The following is a 25,862-nucleotide window of genomic DNA, read 5'->3' as shown; positions in this document are numbered from 1 at the left end:
GCGCGGGTTGGGGCAGAAGATGGGGTAAGGGCCAGAAGCCTACTTGTTCGGAATGACTTTCTTCTCGTTGCCGGTGCTCGACGTTTCGTGCGTATCCATTTTGTGAGCCGCATCTTCGTGCTCCGGCGTCCACTGGGTGTGAAATACGCCCTCATGACCGACCAGTTCGTACGTGTGCGCCCCGAAGTAGTCGCGCTGCGCCTGAATAAGGTTAGAAGGCATGCGCGCGCTGCGGAACGCGTCGAAATAGCCCAGCGAAGCCGCGTAAGCCGGCACTGCAAGGCCCACCGCTATTGCCTGCGACACCACCGCGCGCGCGCCGGGGACGGCCTCCGTCACCAACGCCTTCACGCGTTCGTCGAGCAGCAAATGATCCAAATCGGGCGTCTGCTGGTAGGCATTGAAAATATCGTTGAGAAAACTCGAGCGGATGATGCAGCCGCCGCGCCATATTTTAGCAATCTCGCCTAGCTGCAACCCATATTCGTAATCCTTCGACGCCTTCAAAAGCAAATGCATGCCCTGGGCATAGCTGATGATCATATTGAAGTAAAAGGCTTGCTCTAAGCTAGTTAGAAAAGCATCTTTGTCAACTTCCAGATGCGGCTCTTCGGGGCTGTACAGGGCGGCGAGCTTTTCGCGGAGCGCTTTGTATTTCGACAAGTCGCGCATTTCCACGGCCGAGTCGATGGTCGGGATGGGCAGCTCTAGGTCCATGGCCACCTGCGAAGTCCATTTGCCGGTGCCTTTGGCGCGGGCTTCGTCCTTGATGTCATCGAGCAGCAGGTGATCGGTGTTGGGCGCGACGAAGGCAAAAATATCCTTGGTGATGTCGAGCAGGAAAGACTGCAAGCGGCCTTCGTTCCAACTGCTGAACACTTTGCCAATGGCCTCATTATCAATACCTAAGCCTTTTTTCAGGATTTCATAGGTTTCGGCAATGAGCTGCATGAGGCCGTATTCGATGCCGTTGTGCACCATCTTGACGAAGTGCCCTGCGGCTCCTGGCCCAATGTAGGTGACACACGGCACGCCGTCGACGCGGGCGGCGATGGCTTCCAGCGTGGGCTTCATGATCTGGTAGGCTTCTTTGTCGCCGCCCGGCATCATGCTGGGGCCGCGGCGAGCGCCTTCTTCTCCACCCGAAATGCCCATTCCGAAGAAGTGAAAGCCCTTCGATTCTAAGTCAGCAGCCCGACGGTTGGTGTCGGTAAAGTGGGAGTTGCCGCCGTCGATGAGAATGTCGCCGGGGGTGAGCAGCGGCAGCAGCTCGTTGATTACACTGTCCACGATGACGCCCGCGGGCACCAGCATCATAATGGCCCGCGGCACGTGCAGTCTCTGGATAAACTCGGGCAGCGCCGTGAAGCCCTGTACCCGCTTGCCCTGCCCTTCGTCGGCCAGCAGCTGAATTTTGCTGGCGTCTTTGTCGTAGCCGGCTACGGCAAAATCATGATCGGCCATGTTCAGTAGCAGGTTGCGGCCCATGGTTCCCAGGCCGATCATGCCGAACGTGTACTCAGTTGGCTTTGCGCTCATTATCAGTGCAGTTATAGGTGTAAGGCGAAGCCTTGGCTTTCTCCACGGCCGATTGCTTCTAACAAGCTCCGGTGTACGCAGGATTGCGCCTCCGGGTGTTATAAAGCCGATAATTTCCCTGCTTCCACTGCTTAGGCTTGCAACAAGTGGGGCTGGTTGGCGTGCACTTTCAAGATCAATTCGCCAAATAACGTGTTGGCCCACGCAAACCACTTTCGGCTGAACTTGCTGGGGTTGTCCTGATCGAAGCTCTCGTGCATGAAGCCCGTGCCGGCGTGCGTGGTGCGCAGCCACGTCAGGCACTGCTGAATTTCAGCCGCGTCTTGGCTGGTGAGCGCCCGCATGATAATACCCAACGGCCAGATTTGCCCGGCCCCGACGTGGGGCCCGCCGACGCCTTCGGCCGCCTTGCCGCGGTAGAAATAGGGATTGTCGGGCGAGAGCACTAGGCGGCGCGTAGCCTGATAGACGGGATCCGAAACGGCGACGGCCCCCAGGTACGGCAACGCCAACAGGCTAGGCACGTTGGCATCATCCATAAACGATTGATTACCAAACCCATCCGCTTCGTAGGCATATATCCGGCCGTAGCGCAGGTGCTCAGCTTGGGCATGTTGGCGGGCTGCATTTTCTACTTCCTGAGCCAGTGCTACGCAATCGGCGGCAAAAGCCGGGGCCTGCTTCAGCTGCCCAAACAGCTCGGCAAGCTGCCGCAAACTCACCGCCGCAAACAGGTTGCTGGGAATAAGGAAAGCGTACTGCGTCGCGTCGTCGGAAGGGCGAAACATCGAGCAAATCAGGCCAACGGGGTGCACGGGATTGCCATAGCCGCCCCCAGCCAACGTATCGGTTTGCCAGCTCGTGCGCCGGCCAAATTTATAAGGCCCGCGGTCGGTTTTGCGCTGCTGCTCCCGGAAGGTTTGCAGCACCAATTGCATGGCGCTTTGCCATTCGGCATCGAAGGGCGATGTATCGCCGGTGGCTTTCCAGTAGCCGTAGGCCAGCCGGATGGGGTAGCAAAGCGAGTCGACCTCCCATTTGCGCTCGTGTACGCCGGGCTTCATGGTGGTTTCGTCGTCTTTCCACTCGCTTACCTTGGTGGCATCGGCATAGAAAGCATTGGCATACGGATCGAGCAGGATGCAAGCGGCCTGCCGGTGAATCACGCCTTGCAGCAAAGTCCGGAGCTTCTTATCCTGCTTAGCCAGAGGCAGATACGGCCACACCTGCGCCGACGAGTCGCGCAGCCACATCGCGTCGATATCGCCGGTAATGACGAAGGTATCAGGCTTGCCGGCGCGGGTGCCCGTGCGCACGGTCGTGTCCAGGGTATTAGGGAAGCAGTTTTCGAAAAGCCAGGCTAGCTCTTCGCTTTTAATGTCTTTGCGAACTCGTCGGATGGTGCTTTCAACCGCTTCGCTGGTGAAATTACGATCCGGCGGGGCGGGCCGCCGACTCGTGAAATTCTCCTTGGCCATGCTTTTCACAGCGGGCAGGCCCAGGATGAGACTGGCCGTAGCCAAGCTGGCGGTGTGCAAAAAGTGGCGGCGAGTGGCCATAAGACAAGCCCAGGGTAGAACAGATTTATCCTTTCTTGGCCCGATACGACCACGTAATCCGGAAGACGGCCACCACGTCGCCGGCTTCGTCGGTGCCGGTGCTGGTGCACACCACGGTGCGGCCTTCGCCTGTGGCCCGACTTTCGGCGATGGCCTGCCCAATGGCGGCTCCGTCGGAGCTGGTAAAGGAAATCAGGCCGACGGCTTTTTTGCTAAACTCGGCTTCCATCTTCACCACCAGCATCGACACGGGCGAGCCGCTGCTCACGTACATCATCGAGAGCACGCCGCTGGCCAACTCGGCCGCCATAGCGAGGCACGCAAAATAAATACTACGGAACGGGTTCTTGGTCAGATACTTAAAGGGCACCGTTATAACAGCGTGCTCAGGCGTCATTTCTTTCACACGCAGGCCGGCCAGGTACGCCATCGGCAAGCTGCGGAGCATAAACAGCCGCAACTTGGTCGGATTCTGGATGGTCCGCCGGAAAGCAACGGCCTGGGGAGTATCGGTGGTGGTCATACAATAAGATACCGCTTGATTCTCAATTACTTGCTCCTGACTCCCTCGGCTCCTAGCGAGTCTACGGAGTACCTTTTTTGGCCGCACGTTTTTTATCCGGCAACGGATAGATCTTCAACTCTTTATACGTCGAAACCGGATCGAGCTCGCGCCGAAAATCTACTTCGTCCAGTACGCCAATCACCAGCTCGGCGGTGGTGTAGATGATGTTGCCCGGCAACAGGTGCCCGCCGATGGTGCGCCCCGTCGAATCGGACACGGCCAGGTGTAGGTGGCTGCCGTTTACGGAGAGCGTGCCCACCAACGAGACAATTTCGAAATGCCCGCGGTACACGCTGGCCCCCTGTTGGTTAGCCAGCCGCAGGGTGGTAGTGGTAAGGCTGCCCACGCACGTTACAACGGCCCCGGCCCGCACCTGATGGACCTCCACGAAAGCCGTTAGCTCCTTCTGCAAATCCTGCCCCGGCTGCAAACGCAGGGAAAACGTGCGCATCGACGAAGGCAAGGCAACCGCAGTAGCAGGCGTAGACATAGATTTTTGAGCCAAAACAGCCGGAGCACCGAGCCCCAGCCAACACACTACCACAATGAAACAACGCATACAATCAGTTTCGGGCTCAGAAACGCAGGAATGCCGTACGCTTCCGGCCGCCTAAACATAGCGCTTTTTAGCTGTAGCGCGAGCCGCACTACAATGAAAAAGGCCGGGTGTAGCCGGCCTTTTCAGAGGAAATATCACAATATCTTAAACACACAACCCATTGATTATCAATCAATTACTTGTTAAAGCTCACCGTGCCGTTGTGTACTTTGATGTTGACGTTACCGGAGTTTTTGGTCAGGGCAGCGCCGTATTTGCCTTGCAGGTCGCTGGCGGAGGCGCTGATGGCCGTGGGCTGCAACTGTACCCACCGCTTATCGATGTCCACTTTGCCGTGTTCGGTGTTCACGTCGAAATTGAAGCCGGCGTCGTCGGGGAAGTTGAGCAGTATGGTGCTGAAACCGCCGGCTAGGTTGATGCGCTGGAAGTTTTTGCCGGTGTTGCGCACTTCAAAGGCGGGGCAGTATTGCAGGGTCATGTCCAGCTGATTGCGCAGCTTGTCGATGCTGAACTTGCTGTACCCCGAAGTGCCACTCAGGTTGTGCACGGTGCCCAGCGCGACTTCGCCGTACTTGCTGTGCACAGTCAGGTTCTGCACCGAACCAATGTCAATATCAGAGTAGTTGTTGCGCAAATCCACGGTTTGACCTGCTTCCAGATGCAGCTTGGAGTACGAGGCATCGATACCGGCTTTGCGGGCGTAAGCGATGGTGCCTTGGCCGTTGCCCACCCGCACCAGGTTTTGGGCGCCTTCGAGGCGGTCGGTATGGAGCACACCGTATTCGACGGCTAGCTCCGTAGGGCCGGTCAGGTCGCCGTTGATGCTGATCTCGCCGAAGCTGGTATACGCCCGCAACGGCGTGTTTTTGGGCATCCAGATGGTATAGTTCACTTCGTACAGCCGCAGCCGGCTCCAGCACGCGCGGGGCATCAGGCCGAAGCGCGACTTGGCCGAAATGCCGCCGGTAGCGGGGTCGTTGGCGATCAGCAGCACCTGAATCATGTCCTGAAGCTGCTGGGCTTTCTCGTCGGTATCGGCCCGGGTGATGATTTCCACATCGGTCCGGATCTCGTTGCGGCCCCAAGTATTAATCTGAACCCGGCCGTAACGCGTATCCAAGGCGTAGAGCCGGCCGGCCACCGCCGGAAACGTGCGGCTCAGGTGGCGTGATTTCTCTACAGCCGGCACCGTTCCGGCGCCATCTTGGTCGGGGCCTTCGGTACTGGGTTGTTGGTTATCGCTTTGAATCGCATGCGGTTGCTCCGTCAAGATCAGCGTAGGACCTTCCGGACTGGGGTCGCAATAGTACTGTATCTGGGTGGCGCTCGAGAGAGCCGGGGTTACCTCCTGCCCCTGCGCCTTGCCCGCAGGGGCAGAAGCCAGCAGCGCTACCACTGCTATAGCCCAGAATTTACACTTGATGAGCAAGGAGTTCATATGGGTTAGTGGGCAGCAGCGGTAGCCGCCGGTTCAGTGGCAGGGGAATGATAATCCTGAATACGCTCACGGGTGCGCAATTGCTGATTGAGAATGTCGAGCCGGATCTGCAGGTTGCGGTTCATGGCATCCAGCACCACGTCGGGCTCGGGGTTGCGGTAGAGCTCAACTTTGAGCTGCCGATACGTCGAATCAAGCTCGGCCAATTCGTTGCGCCAATCGGCGCCGGGGGTCAGCGCGGCTTCTTTGTCCAGCTGGCGCAGCTCGCTTTGGCGTTCCGTAATCTGGTTGGCGTAGTAGGTCTCCATGCGCTGTACCGCCGAAGTAAGGCGCTGAGCCGGGCCCTCAGCGGCTTGCATAGGGGCGGGCGGCGGCCCTACGTACATGAAGGATTGGGGCTGGGTAGCTGGCGGGGTTTTCACCACAGGTACCGTTTTGCTCTTGGTCCAGATGGCGCCTACTTGCTGCAACGGCACTTCGCGCTGCAACCAGAAGCCACCGCCCGCCAGCAACAACACGGCGGCGGCGGCCGCAATGCGATAGCGGAAGCCCTGCTTAGCCGCCTTCTCTGGGGCAGCCATTTCGGGTTCGAGCTTTACAATACGCACCGATTCCTCGTCCTGCGCCTCGGGGGCCGCAAGCTGACTCTCAATTTCGTCCCATAAATTCGGGCGCGGCTCAAAAGCATCGAAGTCGGCGCGCTGGCGCTCGACAAAGGCTTCAAGTCCGGTTTTCTTCTCGTTCATATAGGTGGTCAAACGCGCAGTTGGTATCAGGTCACTCGCTCACCGTCGAGGAGGTGGGGCGGGCAGTGAGCGAGGCCCGGCAAATGGCAAGGTTATAATCCGTGTTGGCGAGCGAGTTCCAAAAGCTTCTTACGCGCACGGCTGTACTGCGATTTAGAAGTGGACTCGGTAATGTTTAAAATGTCGGCGATTTCGGCATGGTCGTAGCCTTCCAGCAGGTACAGCGACAACACAACGCGGTAGCCATCTGGGAGTTCCTGCACGCAACGGCGCAGTACATCGGCCCGCCAGCTGATTTCTTCTGCATCGGGCCCGCCGAAGGTTTCGTCGCTGATCGCTACGCCGTCGTGCTGCTCGGCTAAAGGCACCAGTTGCAGACGTCGGTTGCGTAAGCAGTTGATACTCTTATTGATAACTATACGCTTCAGCCAGCTTCCAAACGACGAATCGCCTTTGTAGCTGTGTAGCTCCCGAAAGGCGCTCAAAAATGATTCCTGCAACACGTCTTCGGCCTCGGCGTAGTCGCCCGTGATGCGCAGGCTCGCGTTGAACATGGCCTTGGAGTAGCGTTTATAGATCTCGGCCTGGGCGCGCCGGTCGCCCAAGCGGCAGCGCTCCACCAGGGGGGCATTGATGTCGGTGTACGCAACTGCTTCCATGCAATACGTGGTTGCGGTGATGAGAATGAGGAACGGTAAATTACCGCTTTTCGGGCGAAGCTGCTAACCTAGGCGAGTAAGCAACGAAAAGACAACCCACCGCTCCGCAAGGTTGCACCCCGGCGCGCACTTCTTCCGGCCAGGCGCTATCTTGCGGGCTTGCTTTGGTATTTTACAACGTTTTAATACTCAGGACTTAGTGAAAAGACCTTGTATGCTTCTGCTCGCCTTGGCCCTGCTGACCACCTGCGCCGAGAAGATAGATTTCGGCCCGGATGCGGGCATTACGTACCGCGACGCGCACAATTATCCGCATGGTGACGATCCCACCGACTGGACTTCGGACGGCAGTTGGAACAAGAAAGAAAAGGCCCTCTTTTCCTTCGCCACCAAGATCGAGCTGAACGGCAGCCAACTCGGTGGCCTCACCAACATGAGCTTCTTTCCGAACCCCGTTGCGGCGGGTGGCGCTGGGCAATTTCACTTCGACTCCAAAATGACGGCTATCAAAGCCAAGCTGGTTTTTGTCGATCAACAATACAAAGTCATTCAGAATCAGGAGATTGCCATCGACGCCCCGCGCTTATCGTTTATGCAGGCCTTCCCACCCGACAAGTTCAGCAGTGGCCACGTCTACCGCATGTACTATGCGTTTTACGGCGCCGATGGTACGCTGTATCAGAAAGGCCACGGCGACATCAAAATCGATAAATAATCCGGCACAAAGCCCGCCCACCTTATGGAGCGGGCTTTGTGCCTCCGTGGGCTACCAATTGCACTCAAACTGCCAGTTTCGGATGTTGGGCTTCTCGCGCGGCCGAAAACCAGCCGCGATGCTGTTGCCTCTGGAATAGCACAGCTGCGGGCGCGCCACGTACGGAAACGGCGCATACCAGGGAATCTCGTCTATTTTGACCTGCCACAGGTGCAACGAGCCCAGTTGCAAGGGCCGAAACTCATTGACCGAATACGGCGCGGGCCGAAACCAATAATTCGCCATACTCATTAACCCCTTGGTATTATGGATCTTACCGCTATTAATGAGAATACCGATGCTGTGCATTTTCGTCCGGATGGGCAGGGCATCAAGCACAAACAGGTGGTTGGCCGGAACGTAGAGGTAGTGCGTTTGAATAAAGGTACGGTCGGGGGTGGGCACAATGCCTCTGAGCAAAGTGGTGTATTCGCGCGGCGTTAGGGTTTTGGGCAGCAGAAAATTGCGGTATTCGATGCTGAATACAATCACGACGATGATGCTCACCAGGGCCCCGGAAAACATTTTGACCAGCAGCCGGCTGTTGCGCAACGCGATTTCCCAGATGAAAGGCAGTAGCAGCAGGCACAGTGTAGACAGCAAAAAGCCGTAACCAAAGCGGAACGAAGGCGCCGAGACCGCCCAAAAAACAATCCCGCCTACTGCGATTGCCAACATGCCCAAGTGGGCCTTGGCCTGCGGAAAACGCCCTTGTCGGTATTGCCGAACGCCAAACGGTACGGCAATCACCAACAGCAGCGGTAGAGCCACAGCCAGCAGCTTATTGTGTAAGCTCTGGCGTACCCACCACAAGGGCAGCCAGAAGCTCATGGGTTTGCCGTGAATACTTATCTCGCTGTAAAACTGCTCGTTGCGGGCAAACTCGCGGATATATACGACGTGCTTTTCTAGCTCGGCCACCGGAAATTTCCAGTCGGGATTAAACAGGTCAATGGCCGCCAGCGGGAAAATCAGATAGCCGCTAATGAGTACGTTGCGAATGCACCACGGCGCCACAATCACGAGCGACAGCGCCGCCATCATCGCCAGAAAATAGCCCGACCTACCCTGCCGGGAGCGAAAAAGCCACCACGCCGGCAACAGCAATACCGGAACCACCGACAGCTTCAGCGTAACTGCAAATACGCACAGCAGCATGACGGCGACGTGCGCTATGGTTAGGTCGCCTTTCGCAGGCAGCGGCAGCAGAATAGCTTGCAGGAGCAAAAAGAACACGATGATGGCCGCGGGCGGGTCGGGCGACAGCGAAGGCAACTCCTCTAACAGCCAGAGCGTCATGGTGGCCGTTAGGGCCACGCGCAGCACATCCACCGGTCGGAACTGCCCCCGAATCAGCCCCTCCAAGCCCAGCAGCCCGTACACGCCGAACAGGCAGAACAGCACCATATCCAGCAGGTGCAAGGGGTAGCCCACGTAGCGCCCCCAGCTAAACAGGGCCTCGGGCACAAACCACGCGGGATTGTAGCCGATGTGAATGTCGATGTTGGCCAGACCGGGCACTACCCCTACTTCTTCCAGCCACCGCACCGCTTGGGCATGGTACAGGCCAGTATCGACGTTGAGGGGTGGCATGCTACTCACCAGCAACGCACTGAATATCAATAATATACTCAAACCCTGTACTAATCTGTGCATTTCCTGCACGCGGGTCACGAGCTGTTGAAGCAGGCGCCGGCCGGCCGAATGAAGCAGTCCGGCGACCCCAAGCAGGCTGGCAACAATGTGGGCGCCGGTATGGATAGGCCCAGCCACCGACCACAGCTGTAGCAGCACGGTCAGCAACGCCAGCCCGCCTAGCCAGGTTGTCAGGGCCGAAACGGGTGCATCGGGCAAGCGGCCACGAAAGATTAGGCGAATGGCTTGCACAAACCACACGCCCCATCCTAACGGCACTAACGTCGCATACATGCCTGCCAGCAACAGCAAGATCATACCGCTCTGAGCAATTGCAATAGGTTATTGATACTGTACAAATCTAATTTTAATTTTCAATATAACAAGAGACCACCCAATAAACAATTCGAGCGCTCACCCAAAGACAAGCGCTCGAAGTAGTCACTGAGTTTATACGTCAAATTTAATTCCCTGTGCAAGAGGCAATTGCGTAGAGTAATTGATAGTGTTTGTCTGGCGGCGCATGTAGATGCGCCAAGCATCGGAGCCCGACTCGCGGCCGCCGCCGGTTTCCTTCTCACCACCAAATGCCCCGCCGATTTCAGCCCCGGAGGTCCCGATGTTTACGTTGGCAATGCCGCAGTCGGAGCCGACATGGCTGAGGTAAGTCTCGGTTTCGCGCATGTTCAGTGAAAAAATAGCCGACGAAAGACCCTGGCGCACACCGTTTTGCAGCGCAATGGCGGCTTCTACATCTCCTTGATATTTAATGAGATACAGAATTGGGGCAAACGTTTCCTCCTGCACTGTGTGGTAGTGATTTTCGGCCTCTACCAGCGCGGGCCGCACGTATGTGGGGCTAGGATAAGCATCGCCAGCGAGTACTTCGCCGCCGATCAACACCTTGCCACCTTCTTGCTGCACGGCTTCCAGCGCCTTGGTGAAGCCGGCTACCGCCTCCTGATCAATCAGCGGGCCGACCAACGTGCCTTCCTGCAACGGATTGCCAATGGGCAGTTTCGGGTAAATGGCCAACAAACGTTGCTTTACCTCCTCATAAATCGAGTCGTGGATGATGAGGCGGCGCGTAGTAGTGCAACGCTGGCCGGCCGTGCCCACCGCACCAAATACTACGGCCCGAATCGCAATTTCCAGGTCGGCGTGCTCGGTGAGAATGATGGCATTGTTGCCGCCCAACTCCAGCAGCGCCCGGCCCAACCGGCCCCCGACCACTTCGCCTACTTTTTTGCCCATGCGCGTAGAGCCCGTTGCCGATACCAGCGGCACCCGTACGTCGGCGGCCATGGCCGCGCCTACGGTAGCATCGCCCAGCACAAGGCTGAATACACCTTCAGGTATCTCATTCTCCTGCAACACATTACGAATAATGCTCTGCACTGCTACTGCGGCCAGCGGCGTTTTTTCCGAAGGCTTCCAAATGCTGACATCGCCGCATACAGCGGCCAGCATGGCGTTCCAGCTCCACACAGCCACCGGGAAGTTGAAAGCCGAAATAATGCCGACCACGCCCAGCGGATGGTACTGCTCATACATGCGGTGCGCGGGGCGCTCGGAGTGCATCGTGAAGCCGTGCAGCTGCCGCGAAAGCCCCACGGCGAAGTCGCAGATGTCGATCATTTCCTGCACTTCGCCTAGGCCTTCCTGCAGGATTTTGCCCATTTCGTAGCTCACCAGCTTGCCCAGCGGCTCCTTAAATTCGCGCAGCTTGTTGCCGATTTGGCGTACAATTTCGCCGCGCTTCGGGGCGGGCACCAAGCGCCACGTTTTGAAAGCTTCCTGCGCCGTCTGCACCACTTGGTCGTAATCTTCGGTGGTGGCCAGGTTGATGGTGGCGATGCGCTTGCCATCGGCTGGCGACGTGATGGTGCGTTGCTGCCGGTCGTGCTCGCCGCCCCAGTTCAGGCCGGTGCTGTAAGCAGGATTTTCCGCCCGAATGCCGAGTTCGCGCAGAATGGTTTGGATGCCGTGCGGGTCGGCGTGCGCAGGCGCGTCGCCGGTAGCGGTAGCTTCTTCGAGTGCTTGTTTCATGGGGTGGTTGGTTTGTAAAATGCCCTGTTTCGCTCCAACAAGGCCAAAGGCCGATCGTTTTGGTCAAACAAAGCTAACAAAAAAGCCTTCGCTGACAGGCGAAGGCTTTTATTTGCAAATATCTGATTATTAAACAGTTACTCAGATTGCCCAATTGGGTAATAGGCTTTCCGGCCGTCGGGGTAAATGCCTTCTACCAAGGCGCCTTGGTTGTCCTTGGCGGCTTCGAGGTAGCGCTGCACATCCTGAGGCTTAGTCACCTTGTTCTTATCGATGCGGGTGATGATAAAGCCTTCGTCGATGCCGGTTTCGCGGAAGTTGCTGTCTTTCACGCCGCTGATTTTAGCGCCGCCTTCCAAACCCAACTTGTTCATTTCCTGACGGCTAACTGGGGCCAGCGTCGCGCCTTCGTACTTGATGGCCTTGGCAACTTCCTCGCGCACGACTTCGGTTGTGCCGGTGGCATTACGCAGGGTTGCACTTACGGTGCGGGCTTTCTCGTCGCGCAGGAACGCTACTTTGATCTTATCGCCGGGACGGAAGCGGGCCACTTGCTCTTGCAATTGCGAGGCCGTGTTTACTTTCACGCCGTTGATTTCGGTAATGATGTCGCCTTCCTGCAAGCCAGCGTCGGCAGCCGCGCTGTTTTTGCCCAGGCCTACCACGTACACGCCGTTGAGGTTTTTCAGCTTCTTCTCCGAAGCCAGCGTAGCATCAACTTCGCGGATGTTTACGCCGAGCAACGCCCGCTGTACCACCTTGTATTTCAGGAGGTCGTCGACCACCTTGCTCACGATTGAAGACGGCACGGCAAACGAGTAGCCTTCAAACACGCCGGTTTGGGAAGCGATGGCCGAGTTGATGCCGATCAGATCGCCGTTGAGGTTGACGAGCGCCCCGCCTGAGTTGCCAGGGTTCACGACAGCATCGGTCTGCAAGAACGACTCGATGCCCATGTTATCTTCACGACGCAAGATGTTGATATTCCGGCCTTTAGCCGAAATAATACCTGCGGTTACGGTAGAGTTCAGATTGAAAGGGTTGCCGACGGCCAGTACCCACTGCCCTACTTTCACGTCGTCGGAGTTGCCGTAACGCACGAAAGGGAGGTTGTCGGCCTGCACTTTCAGCAGCGCCAAATCGGTGTTGGGGTCCGTACCGACCAGTTCGGCTTTGAACTTGCGCTTGTCGTCGAGCACCACCTCAATTTTGTCGGCTTTGTCGATAACGTGGTTGTTAGTAACGATATAGCCGTTGGCGGCAATGATAACGCCCGAGCCGGAGCCCATCTGCGCGCCTTGCGAACGGCCGTGGTATTGCTCAATGTCGTCGCCAAAGAACTGCCGCAGGAAGGGGTCCATGCGGGCAGTGCTGTTGTCACCCATCTTGGGCGCATACTCCGTCATCACGTGCACTACGGCCGGCGTCACGGAGGCTGCCGCCGCCGTAAAGTTCAGGCCTTCGGGCACCACGTAGTTGCTACTGCGCAACTCGCTGGTATACCGAACGTTGGGGTCAGCAGCTATCACCTGTGGCGCGTTGATGCGCTCGGGTTCCAGCAGCTTGTACCCACCTACGGCCACACCGCCGCCCAGTATAGCGGAACCGAGCAGGCCGAGCATCATTTGTTTTGCTTGCATGGGTAATAATGATGGTTTATTTAGAAAGAAGTCGCCTTAAGTTACAATACAATCGTGAATTCCGAATGAATTCGTACTTCACTAACGCAAGAGCCTAAAAGACTAGTATGTGGTTGCATGCGTACAACAACGGAGCGAATAAAAAAGGCACCCAAAGCGGTGCCTTTTTTTTACTTCCGAAGGCGCTTAGCGCACTTCAATGTGGTGCTTTGTTACCTTGTTGGTATCGAAGGGCAAGCTCACACGCAGGATGCCGTCGGTGAGTTCGGCGTTGATGGCCGATACGTCCACCGTTTCGGGCAGGCGGAAAGAGCGTGTGAAGGTGCCGTAGGCCGTTTCTACGCGGCGGAATTTGGGAGCATTTTCATCGGCTGCAGGCGCCTTGCGCTCGCCGCTGATTACGAGGCGGCCTTCCTGAAAGTCGATTTTAACGTCTTCTTTAGCTACGCCGGGCACAGCTAATTGCAGTTCAAAACCTTGAGCCGATTCGAGCACGTCGGCTTGTGGCACAAAGCTTTTGCCGGGTTCGTTGACGGCTGGTAAGGTGTCGCGGAGTAGCTCGTTTAGCACAGAATTGAAAGCGCGCGAAGGGCGAAGAGCAGGACGGTTGTTATACAGAAGAGTTGCCATGGTGATAAGCAGATTTCAAAGTCAGAAGTTGAGTGTACCGTTGTCGGTACGCCCTACTTCTATAAAATCTGTACCAAGGCAAAAACAGACTCTAACGACTGCCATAAAGTCTGGAAAGCTAGAATTGCGAAAATTACACTAATAGCCCCAAGTGTGATTTTGTCAGCCCAACATATTTAAACGCCATATTGTATAAACCCAAGCTCATGCCAATATGACGCATTCCACTAGTGTTGGGTAGGCAACTGGCGTCGTACTGCGTTTAGCGCACCCGAGAAAATGGTAAAACGCGCATCCAACCCCACGACTGGTGTTACCAGATTCAGGCGGCCGCCGGGGATCACTACTTTGCCAGTGCCGTCGGTTTGGGGTAGGGCGAAGGCGTAGGTAGTTTGGTGGCCAAACCAAGGCGTAAAATCAACGTGATCGGTTAGCCGCACGCCCAGTTCGGCCCGCCAGTTTGAGAAGTCGATGAAGCGTTCCTTGGGCACGTCGAGGTCGCGCTGCAAACGCAGGTACACGACTCCTTCATATGCCAGCCGGGGCCGTAACGCCACGCGCTCCCCCAAGGGCACCAGCCGATCGAGTTCGAAGCGCAGGGCCGTTTGTGCCCGACTCGATCCCGATTGCAAAGGCACCAGATAACGCAGCCCCAGCCGCTGGCGGAAGTTAAAGCCACCCAAGGCGTTCCAGTGTCGGATCAGCAACTCGGGTAGTACTGCACCATCCAATCCGTTGCTTCCGCTACCATAGGACACGCCGCGTAGCGTAGCGCCCCAGCTCCAGCGGTCGTTCCAGAAGTGCTCGTAGCCGAAGTGCAACTGCGTTTGCTCGAACTTATTGGAGGCGCTGTTGCCGGTCGAGTGCAACAGGTTTACTGCGCCGTACACGTAATCGTCGCCTTCCAGCGCTATTTCTGCCTGTGCTTCCGGCTGGAGCTGCGTTTCGTTTACTGCCCGCCGGGTTTGCGCTTGGCTGCGCTCAACGCAAGTGAAACAGCTGGCAATAATGAGAAATGGGATTAGGAACGAATAAGTATTATTCACAAATAATTGATATACAGATATTTATAAAGAAGCCTTTTCGGTGCTACTTGGAGCCGTCAGTTCGCGCACAGCCAGCCACGCCATCAGGCCCGGCCCAATTTCCAAAGCCTTGCTGTCGACGTCGAAGGTGGGTGTATGCACCGATGAGGCAAAGCGACCGTCGTCGGCGCGAGTGCCGAGGCGATAAAAGCACGAATTGGCGCTTTGCGAATAATACGCAAAGTCTTCGGCTGCCATCCACTGGTCAATTTCAATGACGTTTTCGGCACCTAAATATTCCTCGGCAGCGGCTTTTACGCGGGCCGTCAGCTCGGGCTCGTTGTCGAGGCACGGGTAACCGCGCCGGATTTCGAGCTCGCAAGTAGCGCCCATCGATTCAGCCAAGCCTTCGGCCAGCTTACGCAGGTGCACATGGGCTTCTTCACGCCATTTCTCATCGAGCGTGCGGAAGGTACCTTCTACGTATACCTCGTTGGGAATCACGTTGGTAGCGCCGTTGGCAATCACTTTTCCAAACGACAGCACCGACGCAATTTTGGGATTGGCGCGCCGGCTGACAATCTGCTGCATGGCCACAATCAGGTGGGCCGTGACCAATACCGGATCGATGTTGATGTCGGGCATGGCGCCGTGGCCACCTTTGCCGCGAACGGTCAGGTACAACTCGTCGGCGCTGGCCATGTAGCGGCCACTGCGCAAGCCGATTTTGCCAGCAGGCAGCATCGGGAATACGTGTTGACCAAACACGCTGTCCGGCACCGGATTTTCCAGCACGCCCTCCTCAATCATAATGGAAGCGCCACCAGGCACGATTTCTTCGCCGGGCTGAAAAATAAGCTTCACCGTGCCTTCAAATTCGTCGCGTAGCTGCGACAGGATGCGCGCCGTGCCCAGCAACGACGACGTGTGTACGTCGTGGCCGCAGGCGTGCATCACCCCGGCGTTTTGCGACCGGTACGGTACTTCATTTTGCTCCTGAATGGGCAGCGCGTCCATGTCGGCACGCAAGGCCACCACGCGGCTTTCGGGGTTGCGCCCCTCAATCAGGGCCACCACGCCGGTTGTGGCCATAGCTTGCGGCTTAAGCCCAAGATTCTGAAGCTGTTCGGTTACGAAAGCAGCCGTTTGAAATTCCTGAAACGAAAGCTCAGGGTGCGCGTGCAGGTGGTGGCGCAACGCCACAACATCGGCCGCCACCTGGGTAGCCAATTGGTGAATGCGAGGAATGAGGTGCTCCACGAAATTAGGGGAATCAGACGCTAGAACGTCGTTTTGTTTAATACTACCTGCGCTGGTTGCAGCTCAGCTTTGGGTGCAAACGGCCGGATGCGCACCATGGCTTGCTCGGCTTCGAGGCGGGTTAGATAATCGCCAATCCACAGGCGAAACACGGGTTGCTTAAAAGTCATGTAATCGGTCTCTTCCGGGTACCGACTAATGATGGCCCGGCGCGTCGCCATAGCCTGATCGCGCTCCAGCCCCACATACGCCAGAATACGAAATCCCTGGGCATACTTCACGTTTTGGTTGGTGTAGGCCTGGTCGCGCAGACGCTGCTCAATCTGGGCGTTTACGTGGTTGGTGGGCACCACCAATGGTTTGGCAGCGGCGCTCGCCGCAACCGTAGTTTTCGGCTGCGTAAACACAGGCCGGTAACGACTCAGATCCTCCGCGGGTGCCGCTTGCTGGGCCGGGCGGCTTTTGGTGGTATCGCCGGATGCAGTGCTACGCGAAGAAGCACTCGGAGCGGATGCCGCGCAGGCCGACAAAGAATACAATATGCAGATAGTCAGCAATTTACAAAGCAGGTGTTTCATTTTCTTCCAGCAAAGCTAGGCTATTGGACGAACCCAGACGGTCGGCACCGGCCGCCAGCAAGGCCAGCGCGGCCACGCGGGTACGGATGCCCCCGGCCGCTTTGATACGAATGTTGGAGGGCAAGCTGCGGCGCATCAGCTCGATGTCGGCCAGCGACGCACCCCGACTAGCAAATCCCGTGGACGTCTTCACGAAATCGGCACCGGCCGAAGCGCATAGTTTACAGGCCGTTACAATTTCTTCTTCATTCAGCAGAGCCGTTTCAATGATGACCTTGAGAAGGGCATTCTTGAAATGACAAAGCTCCGCCAACTGCCCGATCTCCTCCTCTACTTCCTCCAGCCGTCCCGATTTGAACGCGGCAATGTTCATAACCATGTCCAGCTCTTTGGCTCCGTCCGTCAGCGCTTGGTGAGCCTCGAAGAACTTCACTTTCGTGATCTGATACCCCAGCGGAAACCCAACTACCGTACACACCAGCACGCTCGTTTCGCGGAGTTCGTCGGCGGCGAAGCGTACGTAGCAAGGCGGCACGCATACCGTAGCAAACTGGGCGGAAGCGGCTTCGGCGCACAACTGCACGATCTGTGAGCGGGTGGCATCAGGTCGTAGTAGCGTGTGGTCGATGCGCGAGGCGAGGTCCGTAAACGATGGAATCATGGGAAGAGGGTGGTTAGCAATAAGGTGGCCAGGAGAGCGTGAGCAATAATTTCCCAACCTACGTAAGCTCAGGCTTATACGCTAATCAATCGTTTTAAAACTAGTAGTGGCAGGCAGAAATCCTGAGGAATCTGCCTGCCACCTTTAAAAGTTGGTTTCTCGCGAAGCCAAAATGCTAGTCTACCAGCACGCAACGGTTGTTAAGCACGTCGTCTTCCACGGTTTTGTACTTCACATCGCGCACGATACGGCCGTCCATGTACTGCACGCTTACTTTTTCATTGCGGTTGGCAATTTTATGAGCTCGGATGGGCACTTGCTTTTCCAGCACCGGCGCTTCCGGCGCTATGTCTTCAGGGCCCGCCCCAAGTGATACCGAAGATACTTCCTTCTGCGCTTTCAGCTTGGGAGCCGGCGCAGGCTTGGGCATTTCATCTTCCATGAAGTATTCGGGCTCAGCGTAGCCGTCTTGGCTTTGCTGCACCGGAATATCGGCGTGAAACAGGAACGAAACCGTTTCCTCGTTCACCTTGCCAATCATGTTTTTGAACAGCTCAAACGACTCGAACTTGTACACCAAAAGCGGGTCTTTCTGCTCGTACACGGCATTCTGTACCACTTGCTTCAGGTCGTCCATGGAGCGCAGGTGCTGCGTCCAGGCCTGATCGATAACCGACAGAACCACAACCTTTTCCATCGCCCGCAGCGCCTCGTGACCACCGTTGGCCTGCGCTTTGCGCAAATTGGCTACGGCCGTTACCTGCTTGCGACCATCTGTGAAAGGAATGGCGATGTTCTCGTATGGGGCATTCTGCGAGAGCAAATCGTTGACGAGCGGCAGCGTGTTGCCAGCGATGTGGTCATTTTTGCTTTCGTAATAGCCAAGTGCCTCATCATAAAGCTTTTGCGTGAGCGCAGGCGCTTGCAAGTTGCTGAGGTCCTGCGCCGTGAGGTGCGTATCGTAGCCGAACACACGAATCACGGCCAGCTTGAAGTCCTCGAAGTCGTTGGTGAGCTTATGACCCGTTGCGATGTCTTCGCACACGTCATAGATCATGTTCCAGATGTCCAGCTCCAGACGCTCGCCAAACAGGGCATTGCGGCGGCGCTTGTACACTACTTCGCGCTGGGCGTTCATCACGTCATCGTACTCCAGCAGACGCTTCCGGGTGCCGAAGTTGTTCTCTTCCACTTTCTTCTGCGCCCGCTCGATGGACGAAGTAATCATGGAGTGCTGAATCACTTCGCCTTCTTCCAGACCCATGCGGTCCATGAGCTTGGCGATGCGATCAGAGCCGAACAAACGCATCAGGTTGTCTTCCAGCGACACAAAGAACTGGGAAGAACCTGGGTCGCCTTGGCGACCGGCACGACCACGCAACTGGCGGTCGACGCGGCGAGATTCGTGGCGCTCGGTACCAATGATGGCCAGACCACCCGACTCGCGCGAAGTTTCCTTCAGCTTGATGTCAGTACCCCGACCAGCCATGTTGGTAGCAATGGTTACGGTGCCGGGGTAGCCGGCGTTGGCCACGATTTCGGCTTCACGCTGGTTTTGCTTGGCGTTCAGGACTTGGTGTTGGATGCCGCGCAGCTTCAGCATGCGGCTCACCAGCTCGGAGATTTCTACCGACGTCGTACCGACGAGTACTGGCCGACCGGCTTGCACCAGCGTCTGGATTTCTTCGGCAACGGCGTTGTATTTCTCACGCACCGTCTTGTATACCTTATCGTGCTCGTCTTTGCGGGAAATGCTTCTGTTTGTGGGAATTACCACCACGTCCAGCTTGTAGATTTCCCAGAACTCGCCCGCCTCGGTTTCGGCCGTACCGGTCATGCCGGACAGCTTGTGGTACATGCGGAAGTAGTTTTGCAGCGTTACGGTAGCGTAGGTTTGCGTGGCGTCTTCGACGCGCACGTTTTCCTTGGCTTCGATGGCTTGGTGCAAACCGTCGGAATACCGCCGGCCTTCCATTACACGGCCCGTTTGCTCGTCCACGATCTTCACCTTGCCGTCGTCGGTCAGGATGTATTGGTCGTCGCGTTCAAACAGCGTATACGCTTTCAGGAGTTGGTTTACGGTGTGCACCCGCTCCGACTTTTCCTGGTATTCCTGCATCAGATGTTCTTTCTGATGCAGCTTATCTTCGTTACCTAACGTCTTGCTATTTTCGATGTTAGCGATTTCAGCGCCAATATCGGGCATGATGAACAGGTGCGGATCTTCGCCCTGCGCCGTGATCAGGTCAATGCCTTTTTCGGTAAGCTCGATTTGGTTGTTCTTCTCGTCGATGGTGAAGTACAACGGCATATCGGCTTCGGGCATCTGCCGCGAGTTATCCTGCAAATAATAGTTCTCCGTCTTCTGCAGAATGGCACGCATCCCTGTTTCCGACAGGAATTTGATCAGTGGCTTGCTCTTGGGCAAACCCCGATAAGCACGGAACAGCATCAAGCCGCCTTCGCCTTCTTTCGGACCATCTTTGCCCTCTTTGATGAGCTTACGCGCTTGCACCAAGTAGTCCTGCACCAGCTTTTTCTGGGCATCGACCAGCATCTGGATGCGGGGCTTCAGCTGATAAAACTCGTGGATGTCGCCGCGCGGTACCGGGCCGGAAATGATCAACGGCGTCCGGGCATCGTCGATGAGCACGGAGTCCACTTCGTCGACCATGGCGTAGTGGTGCTTGCGCTGCACCAACTCTTCGGGGTCGCGCGCCATGTTGTCGCGCAGGTAGTCGAAGCCGAACTCGTTGTTGGTGCCGTAGGTGATATCGGCCAAGTAGGCCTTGCGCCGAGCATCCGTGTTGGGCTGGTGCTTGTCGATGCAATCGACGCTGATGCCGTGAAACTCGAACAACGGAGCATTCCACTCCGAGTCACGCTTGGCCAAGTAATCGTTGACGGTTACTACGTGTACACCGCGCCGCGATAAAGCGTTGAGGAAGGCAGGCAACGTCGATACCAACGTTTTGCCCTCACCCGTGGCCATCTCCGCAATTTTGCCTTGGTGGAGCACAACGCCGCCAATTAGCTGCACGTCGTAATGCACCATGTCCCAAGTGATTTCGGCACCGCCGGCGATCCACTTGTTGGCCCAAATAGCTTTGTCGCCTTCGATGCGAACGTTGGGCTTGGTGGCAGCATACGCACGGTCGTAGTCCGTAGCCGTCACGACCAACTGGCCGTTCTCTTTGTAGCGACGAGCCGTTTCTTTCACGATTGCAAAAGACACCGGCAGCACTTCCAGCAGCACAACTTCGAGATCTTTGTTGCGCTGCTTTTCAAGCTCGTCGATCTGATCGAAAATCTTCTCTTTCTGCGTTACATCCAGATTCGGCTGATCGGTGATCTGCTGGTGCAGGCTCGCAATCTGGTCGTCGATGCCTTTCAAATGGGCATCAATCCGGCCACGTACTTCCTCTGTGCGCTGGCGCAACTCATCATCGGAGAGTTGTGCCAGTTTGGCATATTCGGCGTTTATGAGCGCCACGTACGGGATAATCTCCTTCAAGTCCCGCTCCGATTTGGAGCCGAAGATCTTGGCGACGGTCTTCCCTAGAAAATCAAACATGCTGGTCTTTCTTAATTGAAACGCCGGGGCGCACCTCAAATTTACGGCGTTTTTCGGGAAACTCCCGGCCATATCGACGCCCCGGCCCCCGAAACGACGAAACCCTGCTACCTCAAAGAGTGTGCAGGGTTTCGCAAATAAGACCTATTGACAGGTCAGCGGAGAAGTTGGAGCCAGAATGAACAAGCTCTCACGGCTAATTTTTTTTCTGTCGTTCCAAGCCGTAACGCCTTTTGTCGGATGTTGGCCCGAAGGCGTTACCATTTAGCAAGCAGAGCACAAGCCTAAAACAAGCACCTAACATAACCATCAGTAATACTGATAGTTATGCTTGACAACTATTCTTTGGCCGGATCGCGCGGCACGAGTTTCTCCATGATGGAAGTAGAACCCGTAATCGACGGTTTTTCGGCGGCCTTCTCCACTTTGTCGGTCAGTTTTTTGTACAAAGTCAGGGCTTGCGCCACCACTTGGTCCATGTTGTAATACTTGTAGGTAGCCAAACGGCCTACAAAATGAACGTTGGGGGTGGAATCCGCCAGCTTTTTGTACTTATTGTAGAGCTCCGCGTTTTCGGGCTGCGGCACTGGGTAGTACGGATCGCCTTCGGCTTTGGGATATTCGTACACGATGCTGGTTTTGGGATGTTGCTGGCCAGTCAGGGCTTTAAACTCCGTGATGCGAGTGTACAAATGCTCGTTGGGGTAGTTGACTACCGGGGCCGGCAGAAACTGCTCTGTATTAAGCGTTTCGTGCTTAAACTCGAGCGAGCGGTACGGCAGCTTGCCAAATTTGAAATCGAAATACTCGTCAACCGGACCCGTGAAGATCATTTCCTTGAACGGAATGAAATCCATGATGTCGTGGTAATCGGTATTGAGCATGATGCTGATGTTGGGATGGTCCAGCATGCGCTCAAACATACGCGTGTAGCCGTGCAGCGGCATGGCTTGGTAGGTATCGGTGAAGTAGCGACCGTCGCGGTTGGTGCGGGTAGGCACGCGCGAGGTCACCGACTTATCCAGCTCCGACGGGTCAAGGCCCCACTGCTTGCGCGTGTAGTTGCGGAAGAATTTCTCGTACAGTTCGCGGCCTACTTTGCTTACTACCACATCCTCCGACGTTTTGATAACCGGAATTTCTTCGGCCAACGACTCCAGAAACTGCTCTACCTCAAAGCTGTTTAGGCTCAGACCGTAGAGTTTGTTGATGGTATCCAGGTTAATAGGAATGGGCAAATATTGGCCGTCGACGGATGCCAGTACGCGGTGCTCGTAAGGGCGCCAGTCGGTAAAATTGGAGAGGTATTCGAATACGTCTTTGGAGTTGGTGTGGAAAATATGCGGACCGTACTTATGTACGAGCACGCCTTCCTCGTTGTAATGGTCGTAGGCGTTGCCAGCGATGTGGTTACGCTTGTCCACAATGAGGACTTTCTTATTAGAGCGGGTGGCCAAACGCTCGGCCAGTACGCTGCCGGCAAACCCGGCTCCGACGATGAGATAATCAAACATAGCTAAGCCTGTCTTGGTAGTGAGAAAAGAGCGATCCGAACGGATATGTTAAGCCTGGTCCGCACCGGCTCCGTTCAGGCCGCTGGGGTTGGAATTCAACTTCTTCTGCATCAAGTCCACCATTCCCTGCCACGTCAGATCCCATGAAATGGTATCCAAGTAGACGTCGGTGCGACTACGCCAGTCGGCATCGTGGCGCTGCTCCAGGGCCTTTTCGATGGCCTTGCCAAACTCCTCGGCGGTTGCCGCTATCTGCACCAAATTCAGGTCGCCGTAGGGCCGCACTACGTCCCGAATGGGTGTGCTCACTACGGGCTTGCCGGCTGCCAGATACTCCGGCGTCTTGGTGGGCGAGATAAACTTAGTGCTCTCGTTATCAGCGAATAGCAACGTTGCTACATCCCAACCCCGTAAGTACGAAGGCAGTTCCTTATAATCCTTGCCACCCAGATAATGGATGTTGGTGAAACTGGGCAAAGTAGCCGGATCAATCTTAACGACAGGGCCAATTACCACAAACTGCCACTCGGGGTGCGCCTCGGCTAGCTGGCCAAGTAACTCAATATCAAGGCGTTCGTCGACTACTCCAAAGAATCCCACGCGCGGGCTTGGGATGGAAGCCTGATCAGCGGGCTCGGCGATTTCGGTGCGCGCTAAGCCAAAATGATCTTTGTCGATGCTGCTCGGAAAAGCGTGCGCATCGTTGTGCTGCTTGCTTTTGGCTTCGTACAAGCTCTGGCCTCCCGTAAACACGAGATCGGCACGTTCAAACAACTCTTGCTCCAGTTCGCGTAGCTTGGGCGGGGCAAACTTGAAGTTTGCCAACTCATCCATGCAATCATAGATGGTCACCGCCGCCTGCAAATGCCGCGATTTGGGCAATGCCATGGGCGTATAGTACCATGCTACGAACTGGTCAATTTTATTCTCGGCAAAATACCGCGACAGCAATTTGGCCTGCAACTGGTTGGCGTCGTCTTCCGACAAGCCTGCCGGCAAATGGGCCACCACTACTTTCAGATCGTGCTGACGGTCTTTGACTTCGATGTGGGCGAAATCAGGTGCCGTCTGGTCGTGGTGGATAAAGGGCTCTTCAACGTAAAATACGCGGCCTTGCTGTGCAAAGCGGGATAATAAGTGCTGTGGACGCTGCCACACGAAGTCCCAATGCAAGTGTGCGAAACACACCAAATCGGGCAGGTTATGAATAGGTGCTGCGGTAGTAGAATCGGTCGTAGTAGAGAGTAGGTCTTTGGCTGTAGTGCTGGAGGAGGTACGCGGTGGTGCCTCCGCCGAGTTGGAGAGCGGCATATCAAAGAAGGTAGAAAGTAAGGTCTGAACCGGAAAACACCCGTTTAGGCAGGCTTCCGGTTCCGCAGCGCTTATTGTATACGCAGGTTGCCCTGAAAAGGATACTGAGCGCCTCAGATCACGACATGCAGCGCATACTCAGCAGGTCGAAACCAAGCTAAAATAAGAGATAAATGCCTCTTTTCCAAAAACTTGCTATTAGGCGCTCAACTCACAGCAAGCACTGGAATTCAATGGCATCGTCCCAGCCGGAGGCCGTGCGCAGCCATTGGCGGCGCGTACCGACCCGCCGAAACCCCGCCCCCCGAAAAAGCCGGGCGCTGGCTTCGTTACGGCTTGCTACTGTGCAGTAGAGCTGGTGCAAACGCAGGTGGTCGCGGCCGTACTGTAGCAGAAGTGCCAGCGCAGCGTGGGCGTAGCCGCGTCGTTGCTCGCTCGCCAGCACGGTGATGCCCACGCCTGCTCGCTGGTGCAGCGGCTCGTAGTTAAATAAGTCGATGGTGCCGACCGGGTGCCCGTCGTAGCTGGCGCAAATAACTAGGCGCAGTTGCCGCACTTCCTGCAAATCGGCCCCGGCATGATCCAGATATTGCCGAAGCGTGTAGCGCGAAATGGGCGCCATCGTATCCGACACCCCCCAGATGGCGGGGTCATTCTCCAGCGCATACAAAAACTCCAGATCGGTGTCTTCGAGCGCTCTGAGCAGAATGGTGTCGGATTGAAGCAAATTTTAAAGTAATTAACAACGATTCTATTTCATAAACAATTGATTATCAAATATTTATGAAATAGGATAAACAGCTTACAACTCAATATTTCCTTCGAAGACTTTGGTAGCCGGGCCGCTCAGATACACTTGGGTGAAAGAGCCATCGGGGCGTACCTGAAAAGACACCTGCAAGTCACCGCCGGGCGTGCGCAACTGCACGGGGCTGGCCGCGCCACGGCGCGAGGCCGCCAGTGCCACGGCCGTGACGCCGGTGCCGCACGACAGTGTTTCGTCTTCTACTCCGCGCTCGTAGGTGCGTACCTGCCAAGGCTGTCCGGCCACGAGCGGCATCTCGACGAAATTGACGTTGGTGCCTTTTTCGCGAAAGCGCTCGCTGTAGCGCACGGCACGGCCTTCGGCAAACACGTTGAGCTCGGCCAATCGGCTCGACGGCAGAAAGCGCACCAAGTGCGGCGAGCCCGTGTCGAGGAAGATGTCGTCCTTTTCGATCTCTTGCTGGCCCGCCACGTCCTGCATCCGCAGGTGCACGGTGCCGTCGGCTTCGATATGGGCTTCGTGGGGACCATCGGCGGCCAGAAACTTGGTCTCCGCCTGAATTGCCCCCAGCTGATGCGCAAACGCTACGGTGCACCGCCCGCCGTTGCCGCACATTGAGCCTAAATAGCCATCGGCGTTGAAATACACCATCTCGAAGTCGAAATCGGCGTGCTTGTGCAGCAGAATCAGGCCGTCGGCGCCGATGCCGCGGCGGCGGTCGCAGAGAAAGCGCACCAACGCGTGATTTGTAGCATCGAACTGGTGCGCGCGATCGTCGATCATGACGAAATCGTTGCCGGTGCCTTGGTATTTGTGAAAAGGAAGCCTCATGGAAGTAACGAAAGCACAAAGGTACACCGCGCCGCCGCTTTTGCGGCGGCCAGCCAATTAGGTAAACGCTTTTTTGAGCAGCGAAATTTGTCCGACGTGGTAAAGGTTGTGCTGCACAACCCCATGAATTAGAACGTAATACGATGGACCCTGCGGCCGATCCCAGTCGGAAGCGAACTGACGGTTCAGGTCGTTGTCGTAGAGGCCGGCTACCGTGCCGGTTAGCTCGCGGTGGGCTTCTTGCAGGTGTTCGAGCGTCAGTTGCCAAGCAGCATCGTCGGCCGGGTTTGGTACCGGCGGCCAGTTTTCGGAAGCGGGCAAATCGATCTTCTCATTTTGAGCAATGCGGCGCTCCACCGTCCGGACCCAAGCCGTAACGTGCAGCACAATTTCCCAAATGCTGTGCGCCTGAGGAATGGGCCGGGCGGCAGCCTGCTCAGCATTAATATGGGCGAGCGTATCCATCAGTGAAGGCCCCGACCACGCTTCGCCATCGAAGGCGCGCCGGAGCTGATCGAGCATGCGGGTAATCTCTATCTCGTGCATAAACAATTGGTTATATGACGCTT

At 56.3% G+C, this 25,862-nt stretch carries 22 protein-coding genes; 1 reads left to right on the top strand and 21 read right to left on the bottom strand.

What is annotated here, in order from left to right; genetic code table 11:
- Positions 1-39 precede the first annotated feature (39 nt).
- The 7 genes from gndA to FHG12_RS12000 form a co-directional block, all read right to left on the bottom strand.
- A complete protein-coding gene (gene gndA, locus FHG12_RS12030) occupies positions 40-1,539 on the bottom strand; it encodes an NADP-dependent phosphogluconate dehydrogenase (protein ID WP_139515959.1) in 1,500 nt (499 codons plus the stop codon).
- A gap of 131 nt (positions 1,540-1,670) precedes the next feature.
- The gene (locus tag FHG12_RS12025) at positions 1,671-3,098 is read right to left on the bottom strand and encodes a glycoside hydrolase family 125 protein (protein ID WP_139515958.1); all 1,428 of its coding nucleotides are present in this window, start codon (positions 3,096-3,098) and stop codon (positions 1,671-1,673) included.
- A gap of 25 nt (positions 3,099-3,123) precedes the next feature.
- Positions 3,124-3,621: a PaaI family thioesterase gene (locus FHG12_RS12020; protein WP_230471104.1), complete on the bottom strand. Its 498-nt coding sequence runs from the start codon at positions 3,619-3,621 to the stop codon at positions 3,124-3,126.
- Positions 3,622-3,682: 61 nt separating this feature from the next.
- Positions 3,683-4,153, bottom strand: coding sequence for a PPC domain-containing DNA-binding protein (locus FHG12_RS12015; protein ID WP_230471103.1), 471 nt, complete (start codon positions 4,151-4,153; stop codon positions 3,683-3,685).
- A gap of 244 nt (positions 4,154-4,397) precedes the next feature.
- Positions 4,398-5,660, bottom strand: coding sequence for a DUF4097 domain-containing protein (locus FHG12_RS12010; RefSeq protein ID WP_139515957.1), 1,263 nt, complete (start codon positions 5,658-5,660; stop codon positions 4,398-4,400).
- A 5-nt stretch (positions 5,661-5,665) separates the two neighbouring features.
- Positions 5,666-6,406: a hypothetical protein gene (locus FHG12_RS12005; protein ID WP_139515956.1), complete on the bottom strand. Its 741-nt coding sequence runs from the start codon at positions 6,404-6,406 to the stop codon at positions 5,666-5,668.
- Positions 6,407-6,498: 92 nt separating this feature from the next.
- Positions 6,499-7,065, bottom strand: a complete 567-nt coding sequence (locus FHG12_RS12000; protein ID WP_139515955.1) for an RNA polymerase sigma factor — start codon at positions 7,063-7,065, stop codon at positions 6,499-6,501.
- 214 nt (positions 7,066-7,279) lie between these two features.
- On the opposite strand from FHG12_RS12000, the gene FHG12_RS11995 reads away from it, so the two are divergent.
- A complete protein-coding gene (locus FHG12_RS11995; protein WP_139515954.1) occupies positions 7,280-7,780 on the top strand; it encodes a hypothetical protein in 501 nt (166 codons plus the stop codon).
- Positions 7,781-7,831: 51 nt separating this feature from the next.
- On the opposite strand, the gene FHG12_RS11990 is transcribed toward FHG12_RS11995, so the two are convergent.
- The 14 genes from FHG12_RS11990 to FHG12_RS11925 all read right to left on the bottom strand — a co-directional run bounded on the left by FHG12_RS11990 (position 7,832) and on the right by FHG12_RS11925 (position 25,839).
- On the bottom strand, positions 7,832-9,772 hold the full coding sequence (locus FHG12_RS11990; protein WP_139515953.1) for an LIC_10190 family membrane protein: 1,941 nt from the start codon (positions 9,770-9,772) through the stop codon (positions 7,832-7,834).
- 132 nt (positions 9,773-9,904) lie between these two features.
- Complete coding sequence (gene amaB / locus FHG12_RS11985; RefSeq protein ID WP_139515952.1) at positions 9,905-11,503, bottom strand: L-piperidine-6-carboxylate dehydrogenase; 1,599 nt, start codon at positions 11,501-11,503, stop codon at positions 9,905-9,907.
- A 137-nt stretch (positions 11,504-11,640) separates the two neighbouring features.
- A complete protein-coding gene (locus FHG12_RS11980; protein ID WP_230471102.1) occupies positions 11,641-13,143 on the bottom strand; it encodes a Do family serine endopeptidase in 1,503 nt (500 codons plus the stop codon).
- Positions 13,144-13,329: 186 nt separating this feature from the next.
- On the bottom strand, positions 13,330-13,773 hold the full coding sequence (locus tag FHG12_RS11975; RefSeq protein ID WP_139515951.1) for an Hsp20/alpha crystallin family protein: 444 nt from the start codon (positions 13,771-13,773) through the stop codon (positions 13,330-13,332).
- A 227-nt stretch (positions 13,774-14,000) separates the two neighbouring features.
- Positions 14,001-14,819 carry a hypothetical protein gene (locus FHG12_RS11970; protein WP_139515950.1) on the bottom strand — a complete coding sequence of 273 codons (819 nt, stop codon included), beginning with the start codon at positions 14,817-14,819 and terminating at the stop codon, positions 14,001-14,003.
- 21 nt (positions 14,820-14,840) lie between these two features.
- Positions 14,841-16,058, bottom strand: a complete 1,218-nt coding sequence (locus FHG12_RS11965) for a M20 metallopeptidase family protein (RefSeq protein ID WP_139515949.1) — start codon at positions 16,056-16,058, stop codon at positions 14,841-14,843.
- A gap of 20 nt (positions 16,059-16,078) precedes the next feature.
- Entirely contained in the window at positions 16,079-16,636 is a 558-nt protein-coding gene (locus FHG12_RS11960) for a sporulation protein (protein ID WP_139515948.1), read from the bottom strand.
- The gene (deoC, locus tag FHG12_RS11955; protein WP_139515947.1) at positions 16,617-17,297 is read right to left on the bottom strand and encodes a deoxyribose-phosphate aldolase; all 681 of its coding nucleotides are present in this window, start codon (positions 17,295-17,297) and stop codon (positions 16,617-16,619) included. The genes FHG12_RS11960 and deoC overlap by 20 nt, the downstream gene beginning before the upstream one ends.
- 175 nt (positions 17,298-17,472) lie before the next feature.
- On the bottom strand, positions 17,473-20,871 hold the full coding sequence (gene secA, locus FHG12_RS11950) for a preprotein translocase subunit SecA (RefSeq protein ID WP_139515946.1): 3,399 nt from the start codon (positions 20,869-20,871) through the stop codon (positions 17,473-17,475).
- Positions 20,872-21,209: 338 nt separating this feature from the next.
- On the bottom strand, positions 21,210-22,385 hold the full coding sequence (gene glf, locus FHG12_RS11945) for a UDP-galactopyranose mutase (protein ID WP_139515945.1): 1,176 nt from the start codon (positions 22,383-22,385) through the stop codon (positions 21,210-21,212).
- Positions 22,386-22,433: 48 nt separating this feature from the next.
- Positions 22,434-23,696, bottom strand: a complete 1,263-nt coding sequence (locus tag FHG12_RS11940) for a glycosyltransferase family 1 protein (RefSeq protein ID WP_139515944.1) — start codon at positions 23,694-23,696, stop codon at positions 22,434-22,436.
- A 211-nt stretch (positions 23,697-23,907) separates the two neighbouring features.
- Positions 23,908-24,423 carry a GNAT family N-acetyltransferase gene (locus tag FHG12_RS11935; RefSeq protein ID WP_139515943.1) on the bottom strand — a complete coding sequence of 172 codons (516 nt, stop codon included), beginning with the start codon at positions 24,421-24,423 and terminating at the stop codon, positions 23,908-23,910.
- Between the two features lie 75 nt (positions 24,424-24,498).
- Positions 24,499-25,293 (bottom strand): diaminopimelate epimerase, encoded by a 795-nt coding sequence (gene dapF / locus FHG12_RS11930; RefSeq protein WP_139515942.1) that lies wholly within the window; start codon positions 25,291-25,293, stop codon positions 24,499-24,501.
- Positions 25,294-25,350: 57 nt separating this feature from the next.
- Positions 25,351-25,839 (bottom strand): DinB family protein, encoded by a 489-nt coding sequence (locus FHG12_RS11925; RefSeq protein ID WP_139515941.1) that lies wholly within the window; start codon positions 25,837-25,839, stop codon positions 25,351-25,353.
- Positions 25,840-25,862 lie beyond the last annotated feature (23 nt).

Origin of the sequence: Hymenobacter jejuensis, from assembly GCF_006337165.1 — a bacterium.
Lineage (GTDB): Bacteria > Bacteroidota > Bacteroidia > Cytophagales > Hymenobacteraceae > Hymenobacter > Hymenobacter jejuensis.
This window is presented reverse-complemented; position numbering and strand designations above follow the sequence as displayed.